Source organism: Palleronia salina, from assembly GCF_900141995.1.
In the GTDB taxonomy this organism is placed as follows: domain Bacteria; phylum Pseudomonadota; class Alphaproteobacteria; order Rhodobacterales; family Rhodobacteraceae; genus Palleronia; species Palleronia salina.
In genome coordinates this window covers 24,938-41,147 of record NZ_FQZA01000011.1, presented here as the reverse complement: position 1 = coordinate 41,147, position 16,210 = coordinate 24,938, and the positions used below count along the sequence as shown (strand labels likewise).

Here is a 16,210-nt window from a genome sequence, read left to right as displayed (position 1 = left end):
TTTATCCGACGCGATCAGGGCCGCTCTATCGCGATGGCGGTGCCTTCGCCACCGCCGATGCAGATGGCGGCCACACCGCGCCGGGCGCCCTGCGCCTCCATCGCCGACAGCAGCGTGCAGAGGATCCGTGCGCCCGAGGCGCCGATGGGATGGCCCAGCGCGCAGGCGCCGCCATTCACGTTAAGCCGGTCGTGATCCACGCCCATCTCGCGCATGAAGGCCATCGGAACGACCGCGAAGGCCTCGTTCACCTCCCACAGGTCCACGTCCGAGACCGACCAGCCCAACCGCTCCAGGAGCTTTCGCGCCGCCGGCACAGGCGCGGTGGTGAACCAGCCGGGGGCCTGCGCGTGGGTGGCGTGGCCGCGGATATAGGCGCGGGCCGTGGCGTCGGGGTCGGCCGAAAGCACGAGCGCCGCCGCCCCGTCCGAAATCGACGAGGCGTTGGCCGCCGTCACCGTGCCGCCTTCGCGGAAGGCGGGCTTCAGCTGCGGGATCTTGTCGGGCCGCGCGCTTTGGGGTTGCTCGTCGCGATGCACTGTGACCTCGCCCTCGCGGCTGCGGACGGTGACCGGCGTGACCTCGGCGTCGAAGGCGCCGCTTTCGCCGGCCTTCAAGGCCCGGTCGAGCGAGACCAGCGCGAAGTCGTCCTGCGCGGCGCGGGTGAACTGGTAATGCTCGGCGCAATCCTCGGCGAAGGTGCCCATGAGACGGCCCTTGTCGTAGGCGTCCTCGAGCCCGTCGAGAAACATCGAGTCGATCACCTGGCCGTGGCCCAGCCGGGCGCCGCCGCGCATCTTGGGCAGCAGGTAGGGGGCGTTCGTCATGCTCTCCATCCCGCCGGCGACCAGCGTGGCGGCGCCGCCCGCGCACAAGGTATCGAAGGCGTTCATCACCGCCTGCATCCCCGATCCGCACATCTTGTTCAACGTCGTCGCCGGCACCTCTTCGCCGAGGCCGGCGGCGAAGCCCGCCTGCCGCGCGGGGGCCTGCCCCTGCCCCGCAGGCAGCACGCAGCCCATGAGCACCGCGTCGACGGCGGGTCGCCCGGCATCGTCCAGCGCGGCGGCGATCGCCGCGCCGCCGAGCTCGGGCGCCGACAGCGTGGCGAAGTCGCCCTGGAGGCCGCCCATGGGCGTGCGGCGGGCGGCGGTGATGGCGATGTCGCGCATGGGGCGGTCTCTCTCTGGGTCGGTCTATACGAAGGCTTAAGGATCGTGCCCTAGCTTTGTCCGGGGCACAACAAGGGGCGCGGAGCGCATGATCATCGACACCCACCAGACCGAGGACGCCACCGTGCTGCGGGTTCACGAACGTCGCCTGGACGCCGCCGTGGCCGTGCAATTCAAGGACGCCGTGCGCGCGGCCAGCGCCGGGGCGCGGGGCCGGGTCGTGCTGGACCTCGCCCGCGTCGATTTCATGGACAGCTCGGGCCTGGGCGCCGTGATCGGCGTGCACAAGATGATGCCGCCTCACCAGGTCCTGGAACTCGCTGGGCTGCGCGATGCCGTGGCACAGGTGTTCCGGCTGACACGGATGGACACGCTGTTCACGATCCACGCCCGCGCACCGGGGGCGGAGGAGACGGCGGTCGACCCTGCACAGGCCGTTCATCACCATGCCGTCTGACCAGGGGCGCTGGCCGGTGCGCGAAGGACCCATCGACTGCGCCTATTCCGATGATGGCGTGCGGGTGGTGCTGGACGGCTCGCCCCGGACGGTGCGTGCGGCGCTCGCGGTGACGCTGGGTGCGCTGGCCCCGCTGCGGCTGTCGCGCGACACGATCCAGTCGCTCGAGCTGGTCCTGGCCGAAGTCATGAACAATATCGTCGAACACGCCTACGCGGACGTGCCGTCCGGGCGCATCGAGCTACGGGTCGACCTGCGCAACGGCGCGCTGTCCTGCCAGACCCTGGACGACGGCGCGCCCCTGCCCCGGGGGCTTGTGCCCGACCCGCCAAGACCCGAACCGGCCGACGCGCCCCAGGGCGGGTTCGGCTGGCTGCTGATCAAGTCGCTTGTCAGTGACCTGGACTACGTCCGCGCGGGGCGGCGCAACCGCCTGCGCTTCCGACTGCCGGTCGTGCAAGCCGCATGAGCCCGGCCGCCAAAGCGCACCGAAGCGCGCGGCGCGGCGGACCGGTAGCGCAAACCGTATCGTGTCGGGACAGCCCGTCTGGTCATTCCTGTCGCAGCGGCTAGATTGCCCGCGACACGAACATGACGCAACGTAGGGGGTGCTTCAGGATGCGGGACTTTCACTTGCCGGGCCGCTCGGCGGTCTATGCCACGAACGGGATGTGCGCGACGTCGCACCCGCTGGCCTCGAAGGTCGCGATCCAGGTTCTCGAATCCGGCGGCAACGCCGTGGACGCCGCCATCGCCGGCGCCGTGCTGCTGGGCATCGCCGAGCCGCAGATGACCGGCATCGGCGGCGACCTGTTCGCGCTGGTCAAGCGCGGCGACAGCGACGAGATCGTGGCGCTGAACGGCTCGGGCCGGGCCCCGGCCGGCCTGTCGGCGGCGGATCTTCGGGCGCAGGGCATGGACACCCTGTCCGCCACCAGCCCCCACGCCGTCACCGTGCCGGGCGCGATCGACGCCTTCTGCCGCCTGTCGGCCGATCACGGGCGCGCCGGGCTGGCGGCATGTCTCGCCCCCGCCATCCACTACGCCGAGGCCGGCATCCCCGTGGCCCCGCGCGTGGCCTTCGACTGGGGGCTCGCGGTCGACACGCTGCAAGGGGTGGCGCGCGACGACTATCTTCTGGACGGCAAGGCCCCCGCGCCGGGCCAGCTGTTCCGCTCGCCGAAACAGGCCGAGGTTCTGCGCCGCATCGCCATGGACGGGCGCGACGCCTTCTACGAAGGCGAAGTGGCCGAGGACATGGTCGACAGCCTGCGCGCCATGGGCGGCACCCACACGCTGGACGATTTCGCCGCCTGCACGTCGGACTACGTGACCCCGATCAGCGGGCAGTATCGCGGCTATGAGCTGGTCGAGCATCCGCCGAACGGACAGGGCGCGGCGGCCATCCTGCTGTGCAACATCCTGTCCCACTTCGACATCGCCTCCATGGACCCCCTGGGCGCCGACCGCGCCCATGTGGAGGCCGAGGCGTCCAAGCTGGCCTATGACGCGCGCAACCGCTTCATCGCCGACCCCGATCACATGACCCGCACCGACCACCTGCTGTCGATGGACACGGCCCGGAAGCTGGCGGCCCTCATCGACATGGAGCGTGCGATGGACGCCCCGGCGCGGGTGTCCGAGAACGTGCACAAGGACACGATCTACATCACCGTGGTCGACCGCGACCGCATGGCGGTGTCGCTGATCTACTCGATCTTCAACAGCTTCGGGTCGGGCATCGCGTCCGACAAGTTCGGCATCCTGATGCAGAACCGTGGCTCGGGCTTCTCGCTCGAGGAGGGGCACCCGAACGAAGCCGCCGGCGGCAAGCGGCCCATGCACACGATCATCCCCGCGATGCTGAAGCGGGACGGCAAGCTGCTGATGCCCTTCGGCGTCATGGGCGGCGCCTACCAGGCGAACGGCCACGCCCGTTTCGTCAGCAACATCGCCGATTTCGGGATGCACCCGCAGCAGGCCATCGACACCGCGCGCAGCTTCAGCGACGCGGGCGACATGAAGGTCGAGAACGGCTATTCGCCCGAGGTCTATGACGAACTGGCCCGCCGCGGGCACGCCGTCAGCCGCCCCGAGGTCGCCATCGGCGGCGCGCAGACCATTCGCATCGATGACAGCGGCGTGCTGGAAGGCGCCTCCGATCCGCGCAAGGATGGCTGCGCCCTGGGCTACTGAGGAGACACGCGATGCCGATTACCCCCGTCGCAGACCTGGTGCGCGCCGCCAAGGGCCAGATCACCACGCTGAGCCTGGAGGACGCCCGCGCCGAGGCCGATGCCGGGCGCGCCCTGTTGGTCGATATCCGCGACGTGCGCGAGCTGGCCAAGACGGGCCGCATCCCCGGCGCGCTGCACGCGCCGCGCGGCATGCTGGAATTCTGGGTCGACCCCGAAAGCCCCTATCACAAGCCAGACTTCGCCACCGACAAGCGCATCGTGCTGTTCTGCGCGTCGGCCTGGCGCTCGGCCCTCGCGGCCAAGACGTTGCAGGACATGGGTGTCGAGAATGTGGCCGAGATGGACGGCGGCTTTTCCGCGTGGAAAGACGCCGGCCTGCCGGTCGAGCAGGCCTAGTTCATCGCGAATTGCAGCGGGTAGGTGCCGTCTTCGATGTCACCGAACAGGTCGGGCAGGTCCGGGTGCCCCACGGGTTCGCCCGAGTAATCCGCGATCAGGTTCTGCTCGGACACGTAGGCCACGTAATAGCTCTGCTCGTTCTCGGCCAGCAGGTGGTAATAGGGCTGGTCCTTCGCGGGACGGGCTTCCTCGGGGATGGATTCGTACCATTCCTCGGTGTTGTTGAACTTGGGATCGACGTCGAAAACGACCCCCCGGAACGGATGTTTCCGGTGGCGGACGATCTGCCCAAGGTGATAACGCGCACGTGTACTCAGCATCTGGCCCTCCGCTTGCGAACATATGGAAGGTGCCCGGTCTTGGCAAACAATCTGGCCGGTTTCGGGAGAAACACACTGTGCATTTGATCCTGACAGTGGGCGAAGTCGTCGCGCCCGTCTTTTTCCTGGCCATCATCGGTTTCGTCTGGGTGCGGATGGGCTTCGACTACCAGATCGAGTTCGTCACCCGCATGGCGATGACCCTGTCGATACCGTGCCTGATCTTCGTGGCCCTGATGGAGACCGAGATCCCGCCCGCCGCGCTGACAACCCTGTCGCTGGCCACGGTCGTGGCCTACGCGGCGGTCACCGCCGCGATGCTGGCGCTGGTGGCGGTGTTCCGTCTGGACATGCGGACCTATCTCGCCCCGCTGATCTTCGGCAATACCGGCAACCTCGGCCTGCCGCTGGCGCTGTTCGCCTTCGGCGCCGAGGGGCTGGGCTATGCCGTGGTCGTCTTCGCCATCATGGCGATCTATTCCTTCACCATCGGGATCTGGATGGTGGCGGGCGGCGGATCGCCCCTCAAGGCCCTGAAAGAGCCGCTGGTCTGGGGCACGCTGCTGGGCGCGCTGTTCCTGTGGCAGGACTGGCAGACGCCGACTTTCCTGACCAACACGCTGGATTTGATCGGGCAGTTGGCGATCCCGCTCATGCTGATCACGCTGGGCGTGGCCGTGGCGCGTCTCAGCCCCAAGAGCCTGGGGATGCCGCTGGTCCTGTCGGTCCTGAAGGCCGTGGCCTGCATCGGGCTGGCCTGGGCCACCGGCGCATGGTTCGGACTGCCGCCCGTGGCACTGGCCGTGCTGATCCTGCAGGTCGCCACGCCCGTGGCGGTCACGTCCTACCTGCTGGCGGCGAAATACGGGGCCGATGCCGACGCGGTGGCGTCGCTGGTCGTGGTCAGCACGACGCTCAGCGTGCTCACGCTGCCTCTGGTCCTCGCTTTCGTGATCTGACCGGGCGCCTTCCCTGTTTATCGGGCGGCGCGTTTGGGCTAACCTGAAAAGAAAAACAGGCACAAAACAACAAACGAGCGGCAGATGAGCAGATCCCTCCGCGCCCTGATCCTTTTGGTGTTCGTCGCGGGATGCGGCAGCAGCGAACGGACTGCGCCCCGAAACCTCGACAACGCGTGCGCCATCGTGGACGAACGGCCCCATTACCTGCGCGCCATGCGCCGCACCGAACGGCGCTATGGCATCCCGGTGCCCGTGCAGATGGCGACCATCCACCAGGAGAGCAAGTTCATCGGCAACGCCCGCACGCCGCTGCGCTATGCGCTTGGTGTGATCCCCATGGGCCGCCAGAGCTCGGCCTATGGCTACAGCCAGGCGCTGGACGGCACTTGGGACGAATACAAGGCCGAGACCGGCCGCCGCCGGGCCAAGCGCGACGACATCGACGACGCGACCGATTTCATGGGCTGGTACATGGACCAGACCACCAAGCGTCTCGGCATCAGCCGCGGCGACGCGCGCAACCAGTACCTGGCCTATCACGAGGGGCGCACGGGCTATTCCCGCGGCAGCTACAACGCCAAGCCTTGGCTGCTGGAAGTGTCCGACCGGGTGGCCCGCCGCGCCGTCCGCTACGAGGACCAGCTGAGAGCCTGCCGCAAGATCTGAGACCGGCTCGGCCCGATCGCGACCCGCATGGTCCGCCCGGCAGGCGGATCGCACGGGTCGGTGCCTGCCGCGATGGCCTCTCACGCCCGCTAACGTGGCCAATTGTCGCTGTGGCGCCACCTTCTTCCGACCATCCGAGTTGACCCTGCGCAAACCGATGTGAACTCGCGGGCGCCCCGGCGCCCGCGTTGCGACGGAGGACGAACACGTGGGGAAGATATTCAAGGTTCTGCTGGGGCTTGCCCTTGTCGTGGCGTGCGGCTTCGCCGGCGTCTGGGGCACCGAACGTCTCATGTCATTGCAGGCGAGCGAGGGCGGCCGGTCCGGGCCGTCGGCGACGCGCGTGGGCCTGGCATCCCCCGAACGGGTCGAGGTCGAAGAGGACGTCAAGGCCGTCGGCACGCTCCGCGCGATCCGGATGGTCGAGCTGACGCCGGCCTCTGCCGGCCGTGTGACCGAGGTTCTGGTATCCTCCGGCGACACGGTCGGGGCCGGGCAACGGCTGATCCAGCTGGACGACCGGTCCCAGCGCGCGGCGGTGGCCGAGGCCGAAGCGACGCTGGGCGAGGCGCGCAGCGATTTCCAGCGGTTCGAACAGCTGGGCGACAGCAACGCCGCCGCCGAGGCGCAGGTCGAACAGGCCCGCGCCGCCTTCCTGCGGGCCGAGGCCGCGCTGGGCGCCGCCGAAGCCGCGCTCGAGGATCGGACCGTCACCGCGCCCTTCGCCGGAACGCTGGGCCTGCTGGACGTGGAACCCGGCGCTTTCCTCTCGACCGAAACCACGGTCGCCAACCTGTTCGACCTGAGCTCGGTCGAGCTCGAGGCCTCCCTGCCCGAGCGGTATTTCAGCCGCGTGCAGGCGGGCCAGACTGTAGTGATGTCGACGCCCGCCTTCCCCGACACGACGTTCGAGGGCCAGATCGACGTGAAGGCCAGCGAGGTCAGCCTCGGCACCCGGAACTTCGACATCCGCGCGACCTTCGAGAACCCGGATCGCCAACTGGTGGGCGGCATGTTCGCCAACGCCCGGCTGGTGCTGGACCGCTACGACGCCACGGCGATCCCCGATGACGCGATCATCAGCGAAGGTCTGAGCACATACGTCTTCACCGTCGATGACGAGACGGCCCGCCGCACCGAGGTCGAGACCGGGAACTCCGTCGGCGCCCTCACCGAAATCCGCGAAGGGCTCGACACCGACGACCGCGTGGTCGTGGCGGGGTGGGACAACCTGTCGGACGGCGCCACGGTCGAGATCGATGAAGATTTCGAGCGGGAGGCGCTGAATTGACCCTTCCCGATCTTTCCATCCGCCGGCCCGTCCTGGCCACCGTCATCTCGATCCTGATCATCGTGGTGGGCATCGCCGGCCTGATGCGGATGCCGATCCGCGAATTGCCCAACACCACGACCGCCGAGGTCACGGTCAGCGTGCCCTATACCGGCGCCGGTCCGGGCGTCGTCGATAGCGAGCTTGCCACCGTGATCGAGGGCGCGATCTCGTCCGTGGCGGGCATCGACAGCATATCGACCGAGTCCGAACTTGGCGGCCTTCGCACGGTGATCACCTTCCAGCAGGGCCGCGACATCGACCAGGCCGCGGCCGATATCCGGGCCGCGGTGCAATCCGTTTCCGGCGACCTGCCGGCCGAGGCCGACGAGCCCGAGGTCGAGAAGAACGACAGCCAGGGCGACCCGATCATCTGGATGACCATGACGTCGGACACGCTGTCTGCGCCCGAACTGACCGACTATGCCGACCGTTTCATCACCGACCGGCTGGAAACGCTGTCCGGCGTCGCCGCCGTGCAGATCTACGGTGACCGACCCTACGCCATGCGCATCTGGCTGGACCCGGACGCGATGGCGTCCCGTGGCGTGACCGCGAACGAAATCGCCGACGCGCTGCGCGCCAACAACCTGGAACTGCCCGCCGGCCAGCTTGAGTCCGCCTCGCGCACCTACCTTTTGCGCACCGAAACACGGCTGTCGAACGTCGACGCCTTCGAGGACCTGATCGTGCGGTCCGACGAGGACGGGCGCGTCCTGCTGGGCGACGTCACCCGCGTCGAGATCGGGACCGAGAACGATGACAGCACGTTTCGCGCGAACGAGGAGACCGCCATCGGGCTTGGCGTCCTGCGCCAATCCTCGGCCAACACGCTGTCGATCTCGGATGCCGTCCGCGCCGAGGTGGACGAGATCAGCGACAGCCTGCCGGGCGGAACGCAGTTGCAGGTCACGTCGGACGACGCCGATTTCATCCGGAACTCGATCCGGCAGGTGCTGACCACCCTGGCCATTTCCGTCGCCATCGTCGTCGCGGTGATCTTCCTGTTCCTCACCTCGGTCCGCGCCACCATCGTTCCGGCGGTCACCATCCCCATCGCGCTGCTGGGCGCGTGTGCGGGCATCGCGGCTGCCGGATTTTCGATCAACACGCTGACGCTGTTCGCACTGATCCTTGCCATCGGGCTGGTGGTCGACGACGCCATCGTGGTGCTGGAGAACATCGAACGGCGCGTCGAGGAAGGCGATCCGCCGCAGGAGGCTGCTCGGCGCGGCGCGAACGAGGTTTTCTTCGCCGTAGTGTCCACGTCGGCGGTGCTGATCTCGGTCTTCGTGCCCCTGTCTTTCTTGCAGGGCGAATTGGGCAAGCTCTTCCGCGAATTCGGCATCACGCTGGCCATCGCCGTGGCGCTGTCGACCTTCGTGGCGCTGACCCTGTGCCCGGTCATCGCCAGCCGCGTGCTGAAGGCCGACGGCAACCAGGGCCGGTTCGCCCGCATCGTGCAGGGCATAACGCGGCGCACCTCGAACGGCTACCGAAGCCTGCTGACCCGCGCGATCCGCGTGCCGGTGATCGTCCTCGGCATCGCCGCCGCGCTGTCGGGCATGTCGTGGACCCTCTACCAGCAATTGCCGTCCAAGCTGACGCCCGACGCGGACCGGGGGATCTTCTTCGTGTCGGTGCAGGCCCCGCCGGGCTCAGCCCTTGGTCTGACCGACGCCGCCGTGGACGAGGTCGAGGCCCTGATCGCCCCCTACCGCGAGGACGGGATCGTCAAGGACACGATCGCCATCGTCGGCCAGTACGGCGAGACCGGGCGCGCCTTCGTGGTGGCCGTGATGGCGCCCTGGGGCGAACGGGACATGGGCCCGCGCGACGTGCTGGCCGAGCTGCGGCCGGAATTCGCGCAGATCACCGCGGCCAGCGTGCGCAGCTTCGCGCCCTCGGGCTTCGACGCTGGCAGCGGATCGGGCCTGTCGCTGATCGTCACCGCGCCCAGCTTCGACCAGGCGGCGGAGTATTCGCGCCAGATGGCCGATGCCATGCGCGGCAATTCCGATTTCGTCGGCGTGCGCCGCGCCTACGAGGTCAACACGCCCGGTTACGACATCAAGGTCAACCGCGAGATGGCGCGCGAGATCGGCGTCGACGTGCGCATGATCTCGGACGCGGTGCGCACCTTCTTCGCCTCGGCCGAGGTGACCGAGTTCATCTCGCGCGACCGGCAGTACCCGGTGATCCTGCAAGCGCCGGAAGAGCGCCGCGCGCGCACCAGCGACCTGACCAACGTGAACGTGCGGGCCGAGAACGGCGAGCTGGTGCCGCTGGACGGTCTTGTCACGCTGGAGCGGCGGGCGTCGGTCCGCGCCTTCAACCGCTACAACCGCCAGCCCAGCGTCGAGGTCTCGGCGTCGCTGGCCGACGGGGTCGACCTGGGCTCGGCCATCGCGTCGGTCGAGGAGATCGCCGCCGACCTGCCCCCGCAGATGCAGATCGCCTATTCCGGGCAGGCCGAAAGCTTCCAGGAGACCTCGGGCGGTATCGCGCTGACCTTCGGGCTGGCGATCCTGATCGTGTTCCTGGTCCTCGCCGCGCAGTTCGAAAGCTTCATCCAGCCGGTGGTCATCCTGCTCTCGGTGCCGCTCGCCGCGGCGGGGGCCCTGGTGACACTATTCGTGCTGGGCGAGGCGGTGAACATCTACACGCAGGTGGGGATGGTCATGCTGATCGGGTTGATGGCGAAGAACGGCATCCTGATCGTCGAGTTCGCGAACCAGCTGCGCGCGCGCGGCAAGGACGTGCGCGAGGCGGTGATCGAGGCCTCGGCCGTGCGCCTGCGCCCGATCCTGATGACGGTGATGTCCACGGTTCTGGGCGCGGTGCCGCTGGTGCTGTCGTCGGGCGCAGGCGCGGCCAGCCGGTTTTCCATCGGCATCGTCATCATCGGCGGCTTCATGGCCGCGTCGATCCTGACGCTGTTCCTGACGCCGGTGCTGTACGACCTGCTGCAACGGGACCGCGAGGACGAGCGGAGCGAGGACACCCGCGCCACGCCCGAACCGGCCTGAGCGCGCGTCACCGGTCGCGCTGTTCGCGGTAGCTCGTGGGCGGCACGCCCTGCGCACGGCGAAAGGTCCGGCTGAAGAAGACCGGATCCTGGAAGCCCGAGCGATGCGCGATCTCGGCGACCGACAGCCGCGTGTATTCCAGCAGCCGCATCGCTTCGAGCAGGCGGCGCTGGCGCACCAGTTCGTTCGGCGAAAGGCCCAGCGCCGCGCGGCAGAGCCGCGTGAGATGCGGGGCCGAGATGTCTAGCATCGCCGCGTAGTCGCCGACCGCCAGATCCTCGTTGAAATGCGTCTCGACCAGCGCGCAGAAAGCCTCGGCCCGCGCCTCGTGCCGGGTCGGGCCGTCGGTCCGGCTGATCGCGCCGACGGATTGCACTTGGCGAAGGCCGCCCGAGACGTAGGCCAAGATCAGCTGCGTCAGCGCCGCCAGCAGGTCGGACCGCCCCGGGGCCATGCCGTGATAGACGTGCCGGACCTGATCGAAGAGCGACGCGGTGTGCGCGAAATCGGGAAAAGCGGCCTGCGGCAGGATGCCCGCCGCCTTCAGCGCCGGCCGGCGCAGCAGGTCCGACACGGCCGGCCCGAGCTCGTCCACGCGAAAGCTCAGCACGTCGCCGTCCACGTCCTCCCTGAAGCGAAAGCCGTGCGCGATGCCCGGCGGGACGAACAGGATGTGAGGCTCGGCCGTGCTGCGCGCCGCGTCCTCGACCCGGAAGGACACGGTGTCGGTGCGGAACAGGAAAACCTGCGCCAGTGCCCGGTGCCGATGAAGTCGAATTGTCCAGTCGTGCTGGCTGCTGCGTTCGCGGATGGTCTCGTGGTGGACGGGGTCGGTATGCCTGCCGGACAGCCATTCGCCGTACAAATCAAAGCTGGGAACGGCACGACCGGGCGCCATGTGCGCGTGTCCTTGATCTGGATCAATTGGGCTCGACATGATCGGATAGTGCAAGAGATTGTTTCGTCGGTCCATATCGTTACACGCCCGAACCGCTATGGTATGAGCCAAGCTGACACTAATCGGGAGGATTTCATGTCACGACTGGCCACATTTCTTGCAGGCACCTCGTCCACCCTGGCGGCCCTCGCGCTGTCCACCGGGGCGCAGGCGCAGGACTTCACGTTCTCGATCCACCATTTCCTGAGCCCCGCCGCGCCCACGCAGACCGTCCTGCTGGAGCCGTGGGTCCAGTCGGTCGAAGAAGCGTCGGACGGGCGCATCCAGTTCGAGATCTTCCCGGCCATGTCGCTGGGCGGTGCCCCGCCGGAGCTTTACAGCCAGGTGCGCGACGGCGTGGCCGACCTCGTCTGGACGCTGCCGGGCTATACCCCGGGGACCTTCCCCCGCACCGAGGTGTTCGAACTGCCCAGCGTCCACGTGGGCGACGCGCGTGCGACAAACCTCGCCATCCAGGACATGATGGACGACCTGGCCGCCGATTTCGAAGACGTGCACCCGATCCTGGTCCACGTCCATTCCGGCAACGCGCTGCACCTGGCGAACGGCATGGTCGAGTCCGCCGCCGATTTCGAAGGTCTGAAGGTCCGCAGCCCGTCGCGCACGGGCGCCTGGGTGCTCGAGGCGCTGGGCGCCGAGCCGGTGGGCATGCCGGTCCCCGCCCTGCCGCAGGCGCTGTCGAAGAACACCGTCGACGCGGGGCTCGTCCCGTTCGAGGTGGCGATCCCGCTGGGCCTGGCCGAGCTGACCTCGGCCTCGGTCGAGCTGAACGAGGGCGCGCGCTTCGGCACCTCGACCTTCCTGTTCGCCATGAACAAGGACGCCTACGAGTCGCTGCCCGATGACCTGAAGCAGGTGATCGACGATCACTCCGGCGCCGCGCTGGCCGCCGAGATGGGCACGGCCTGGAACGAGATCGAGCCGGTGGGCAAGCAGATGGCGCGGGACGCGGGCAACAGCGTCGTCGCGCTCGACGCCGAGGCCACCGCCGCGTTCGAAGAGCCCTTCGCCGCCGTCGCCCAGCGTTGGGTCGACGAGGCGACCGGACAGGGCATCGACGCCGCGGCCCTGCTGGAAAAGGCCAAGGCCGCGGTCGCCGAGCACTCGGAGTAACCAGCCCGACCAAGGGGGAAACATGCGCGTGGGTACCCTGCTTTCGCGGGTCATCAGCCTGTGGGCGCTGCTTGGCGGCGTGCTGCTCCTGGTGATCGTCCTGGCGACCGCCGTGAACGCCATCGGCTTCACCGCCAACACCGTGGCGCGCAGCTGGGGCGGCAACGTCCCCGGCCTGCCGGGTTACGAGGACGCGGTGACCATGCTGGTGGGCGTCGCCGCTTTGGCCATGTTTCCCTATTGCCAGCTCCACGGCGGTCACGCCGCCGTGGACATCTTCATGCAGAAGGCGCCGCCGCTGGCGAACCGCGTCGTGTCGGTCCTGTCGGGCCTTCTGGTCATCGCGGTCGCGGGCACCATGGCGGTGATGCTGGTCCAGGGCACGCTGGAAACCCGGTCGGACAACGTGGAGACCGCCGTGCTGGGATGGCCGGTCTGGATCTTCATGCCCTTCGCCGTCGTCTCCTGCGTGCTGTGGGCCATCGCCGCCTTTCTCGAAACCTTCGTGACCGGCGAGGCGCGGGATGGAGCGTGAGCTTATCGGCGCCTACGGGATCGTCGCGCTGTTCATCCTGATCATGCTGCGGATCCCGGTCGCGCTGGCGATGCTGATCACCGGCATCGCCGGAACGTGGGTCCTGAGCCTCGCGTCGCCCTTCATCAAGTTCGGCCCCTATCTGCTGCAGTTCAAGACGGCCCTCTGGAACAGCGTCGCCAATTACGACCTGTCGGTGGTGCCGCTTTTCGTGCTGATGGGGTTCCTTGCAGCCGAGACGGGACTCAGCCGCGACCTGTTCCAGGGTCTCAGCGCGCTGACCCGGAAAATCCGGGGCGGCGTGGCCATGGCGACGATTCTGGCCTGCGCCGGTTTCGGCGCCGTGAGCGGATCGTCCATCGCCACCGCCTCGACCATGAGCCGGGTGGCCCTGCCCGAGCTGCGCAAGCTGAAGTACAACGAGGGACTGTCGACCGGCGTGCTGGCCGCGGGCGGAACGCTGGGCATCCTGATCCCGCCCTCCGTCGCGCTGGTGATCTACGCCATCGTGGTCGAAGCCTCGATCATCGACATGTTCCAGGCGGCCATCGTGCCCGGCCTGCTGGCGGTCGTCTTCTTCCTGGTGGTCATCCGCCTTCGGCTGGCCCGCAATCCCGACCTGGCGCCCACGCCCGCCGCCATGACCGACGCCGAGGTGCGCCACGCCATCCGCCGGCTTCTGCCCGTGGGGCTGATCTTCGGGTCCATCATCCTGGGGCTCGGGATGGGCCTCTTCACGCCCACGCCAGCGGCGGCGGTCGGCGTGTTCCTGATCCTCGTCTACGGCATCCTGTTGCGCGCGCTGTCGAACGATGACGGCCTGACGCTGGGGCGGCTGAAGGCCGCGCTCCTGGCGACCGCCAAGACCGCGTCGATGATCTACTTCATCCTGTTCGCCGCCGACATCCTGAAGGGCTTCTTCGCGCGCACCAACCTGCCCACCGCGATGAGCGACTGGGCCGCGGCCTCGTCGCTCGATCCCTACCTGATCCTGGTGGCGATGCTGGTGATCCTGATCGTGCTGGGCTGCTTCATGGAAAGCCTGTCGATGATCCTCGTGGTCGTGCCGTTCTTCTGGCCGGTACTGATCCAGATCAACGGCGGCGATTACGTCACCGCCGACACCGCGGCCTTCGGGATGAGCAATGCCGACCTGCGCATCTGGTTCGGGATCCTCGCGCTGATCGTGGTCGAGCTAGGGCTGATCACGCCGCCCGTGGGCCTGAATGTCTTCGTCATCAAGTCGTTCTCGCCCGACACGGGCATCGCCACGATCTTCCGCGGCGTGGCGCCCTTCTTCGCGATCGAGCTGGTTCGCGTGGCGATCCTGATCCTCGTGCCGGCGCTGACCCTGTTCCTGACAACCGTTCTATGAGGACCTACCCATGACGCAAACGGTCAAGACCCAAGTCTGCATCATCGGCGCGGGGCCCAGCGGTCTGCTGCTGTCGCAACTGCTGGCCAATGCGGGGATCGACACCGTCGTCATCGACCGCCGCGATCGCGCCTATATCGAGGGCCGGATCCGCGCGGGCGTGCTGGAACAGGGCACCGTCACCGCGTTGGAGGAGGCCGGCGTCGCCGACCGCCTGCACCGCGAGGGGCTGCCGCACGAAGGCTTCGACCTGGCCTTCGACGGCGACCGGCACCGCATAGACATCAAGGCGCTGACCGGCAAATCGGTGACCGTCTACGGCCAGACCGAAGTGACGAAGGACCTGTTCGACAAGCGCTTCGAGGAGGGGCAGGTCTTCTACTTCGACGTGCCCGACGCCAAGCCGGTCGACATCACCTCGGACAGGCCGAAGGTCGCCTTCACCCATGACGGCGCCCAGATCGTCGTCGAATGCGACTACATCGCCGGCTGCGATGGCTTCCACGGCGTGTCGCGGCAATCGATCCCCGCCGACGTGCTAAAGACGTTCGAGCGGGTCTATCCCTTCGGCTGGCTGGGCGTCATGGTCGAACGACCGCCCGTGAGCCACGAGCTGATCTACGCCAACCACGCGCGGGGTTTCGCGCTGGCGTCGATGCGGTCGGAAACGCGCAGCCGGTACTACGTGCAGTGCGACCTGTCCGACGACGTGGACGAATGGTCCGACGACCGGTTCTGGGAGGAACTGGCGCTGCGGCTGGGTCCCGATGCCGCGTCGAAACTGGAAACCGGGCCGTCGTTCGAGAAGTCCATCGCGCCGCTGCGATCCTTCGTGGCCGAGCCCATGCGCCACGGCAACCTGTTCCTGGCGGGCGATGCCGCGCATATCGTGCCGCCCACCGGCGCCAAGGGGCTGAACCTGGCCGTGGCCGACATCCGCATCCTGTCGCGCGCGCTGATCGCCCATTTCCGCGACGGGGACGACCACCATATCGACACTTATTCCGAAACGGTCCTGCGGCGGGTGTGGAAGGTCGAACGCTTCTCGTGGCAGCTGTCGACCCTGATGCACCAATTCCCCGAGAACTCGCCTTTCGAAAAGCGGATGCAGCGGGCGGAGTTCGACTTCCTGTCCTCCTCCGAAGCCGCATCGCGGGCCATCGCCGACAACTACGTCGGCCTGCCGCTGGACTGAGCAAGGCAGACCACCGCCCCGCCGCCGCCCCCGTCAGCGACGGGCGCGGAAGAAGTCGCGCAGCAGCGTCTCGGCGGCGGCCGCGCTGATCCCGTCGTAGATCTCGGGCGCGTGGTGGGCCTGCGGATGGGCGAAGACCCGCGCGCCATGCATCACGCCGCCGGACTTCGGATCGGCCGCACCGAAATACAGCCGGGCGATGCGCGCGGCGGCAATCACCCCGGCGCAGGCCGCGCAGGGCTCCAGCGTGACGTAAAGATCGCAGCCCGCCAGCCGCTCGGCCCCCATTTCGGCGCAGGCGGCGCGGATGGCCTGCACCTCGGCATGGGCAGACGGGTCGTTCAAAGACCGCGTCTCGTTCCCGCGCCCGGCCAGCACGCGGCCATCCGGTGCCACCACCACGGCGCCCACGGGCACCTCGCCCCGCTCCCCGGCGCGGCGGGCCTGGTCCAGCGCCTGGTCCATGTGGCTCAGAAAGGGGCTTTGCATCTTTCGTCCATC

16 protein-coding genes are annotated in these 16,210 nt (G+C 68.3%); 12 read left to right on the top strand and 4 right to left on the bottom strand.

All coding sequences use genetic code 11. The features are described 5' to 3' along the window. Positions 1-14: 14 nt before the first annotated feature. Complete coding sequence (locus BUB76_RS13995) at positions 15-1,172, bottom strand: acetyl-CoA C-acyltransferase (RefSeq protein WP_073129421.1); 1,158 nt, start codon at positions 1,170-1,172, stop codon at positions 15-17. An 88-nt stretch (positions 1,173-1,260) separates the two neighbouring features. On the opposite strand from BUB76_RS13995, the gene BUB76_RS13990 reads away from it, so the two are divergent. The 4 genes from BUB76_RS13990 (at position 1,261) to BUB76_RS13975 (ending at position 4,223) form a co-directional block, all read left to right on the top strand. Continuing rightward, on the top strand, positions 1,261-1,629 hold the full coding sequence (locus tag BUB76_RS13990; RefSeq protein ID WP_073129420.1) for an STAS domain-containing protein: 369 nt from the start codon (positions 1,261-1,263) through the stop codon (positions 1,627-1,629). Then, positions 1,619-2,098, top strand: a complete 480-nt coding sequence (locus tag BUB76_RS13985) for an ATP-binding protein (protein ID WP_084140674.1) — start codon at positions 1,619-1,621, stop codon at positions 2,096-2,098. Before BUB76_RS13990 ends, BUB76_RS13985 begins: the two co-directional genes overlap by 11 nt. Before the next feature lie 149 nt (positions 2,099-2,247). After that, entirely contained in the window at positions 2,248-3,825 is a 1,578-nt protein-coding gene (locus tag BUB76_RS13980) for a gamma-glutamyltransferase family protein (protein WP_073129419.1), read from the top strand. 11 nt (positions 3,826-3,836) lie between these two features. Next, positions 3,837-4,223 carry a rhodanese-like domain-containing protein gene (locus tag BUB76_RS13975; RefSeq protein ID WP_073129418.1) on the top strand — a complete coding sequence of 129 codons (387 nt, stop codon included), beginning with the start codon at positions 3,837-3,839 and terminating at the stop codon, positions 4,221-4,223. On the opposite strand, the gene hspQ is transcribed toward BUB76_RS13975, so the two are convergent. Further along, the gene (hspQ, locus tag BUB76_RS13970; protein ID WP_073129417.1) at positions 4,220-4,546 is read right to left on the bottom strand and encodes a heat shock protein HspQ; all 327 of its coding nucleotides are present in this window, start codon (positions 4,544-4,546) and stop codon (positions 4,220-4,222) included. The genes BUB76_RS13975 and hspQ overlap by 4 nt on opposite strands. A gap of 77 nt (positions 4,547-4,623) precedes the next feature. Here hspQ and BUB76_RS13965 point away from each other — a divergent pair, with 77 nt between their 5' ends. From BUB76_RS13965 to BUB76_RS13950, 4 genes are all read left to right on the top strand, one after another. Further along, positions 4,624-5,505: an AEC family transporter gene (locus BUB76_RS13965; protein ID WP_073129416.1), complete on the top strand. Its 882-nt coding sequence runs from the start codon at positions 4,624-4,626 to the stop codon at positions 5,503-5,505. 84 nt (positions 5,506-5,589) lie between these two features. Then, positions 5,590-6,174 (top strand): transglycosylase SLT domain-containing protein, encoded by a 585-nt coding sequence (locus BUB76_RS13960; RefSeq protein ID WP_073129415.1) that lies wholly within the window; start codon positions 5,590-5,592, stop codon positions 6,172-6,174. Between the two features lie 208 nt (positions 6,175-6,382). Further along, the gene (locus tag BUB76_RS13955; protein WP_084140673.1) at positions 6,383-7,465 is read left to right on the top strand and encodes an efflux RND transporter periplasmic adaptor subunit; all 1,083 of its coding nucleotides are present in this window, start codon (positions 6,383-6,385) and stop codon (positions 7,463-7,465) included. After that, the gene (locus tag BUB76_RS13950) at positions 7,462-10,533 is read left to right on the top strand and encodes an efflux RND transporter permease subunit (protein WP_073129414.1); all 3,072 of its coding nucleotides are present in this window, start codon (positions 7,462-7,464) and stop codon (positions 10,531-10,533) included. The genes BUB76_RS13955 and BUB76_RS13950 overlap by 4 nt, the downstream gene beginning before the upstream one ends. A 7-nt stretch (positions 10,534-10,540) precedes the next feature. Here the strand turns inward: BUB76_RS13950 and BUB76_RS13945 are convergent, their stop codons facing one another. Then, a complete protein-coding gene (locus BUB76_RS13945) occupies positions 10,541-11,431 on the bottom strand; it encodes a helix-turn-helix domain-containing protein (RefSeq protein ID WP_073129413.1) in 891 nt (296 codons plus the stop codon). Positions 11,432-11,566: 135 nt separating this feature from the next. Between BUB76_RS13945 and BUB76_RS13940 the strand changes: the two genes are divergently transcribed. From BUB76_RS13940 to pobA, 4 genes are read left to right on the top strand one after another with little or no spacing between them, the layout of a single operon-like run. Then, positions 11,567-12,604 carry a TRAP transporter substrate-binding protein gene (locus BUB76_RS13940; RefSeq protein ID WP_073129412.1) on the top strand — a complete coding sequence of 346 codons (1,038 nt, stop codon included), beginning with the start codon at positions 11,567-11,569 and terminating at the stop codon, positions 12,602-12,604. 22 nt (positions 12,605-12,626) lie between these two features. Further along, positions 12,627-13,139 (top strand): TRAP transporter small permease, encoded by a 513-nt coding sequence (locus tag BUB76_RS13935; protein WP_073129411.1) that lies wholly within the window; start codon positions 12,627-12,629, stop codon positions 13,137-13,139. Next, positions 13,129-14,514, top strand: a complete 1,386-nt coding sequence (locus BUB76_RS13930) for a TRAP transporter large permease (protein WP_073129410.1) — start codon at positions 13,129-13,131, stop codon at positions 14,512-14,514. The genes BUB76_RS13935 and BUB76_RS13930 overlap by 11 nt, the downstream gene beginning before the upstream one ends. Before the next feature lie 10 nt (positions 14,515-14,524). Further along, positions 14,525-15,709 (top strand): 4-hydroxybenzoate 3-monooxygenase, encoded by a 1,185-nt coding sequence (pobA, locus tag BUB76_RS13925; protein ID WP_073129409.1) that lies wholly within the window; start codon positions 14,525-14,527, stop codon positions 15,707-15,709. 33 nt (positions 15,710-15,742) lie between these two features. Here pobA and BUB76_RS13920 read toward each other — a convergent pair whose 3' ends face one another. Continuing rightward, positions 15,743-16,198, bottom strand: a complete 456-nt coding sequence (locus tag BUB76_RS13920; protein WP_236737926.1) for a nucleoside deaminase — start codon at positions 16,196-16,198, stop codon at positions 15,743-15,745. Positions 16,199-16,210: the final 12 nt, after the last annotated feature.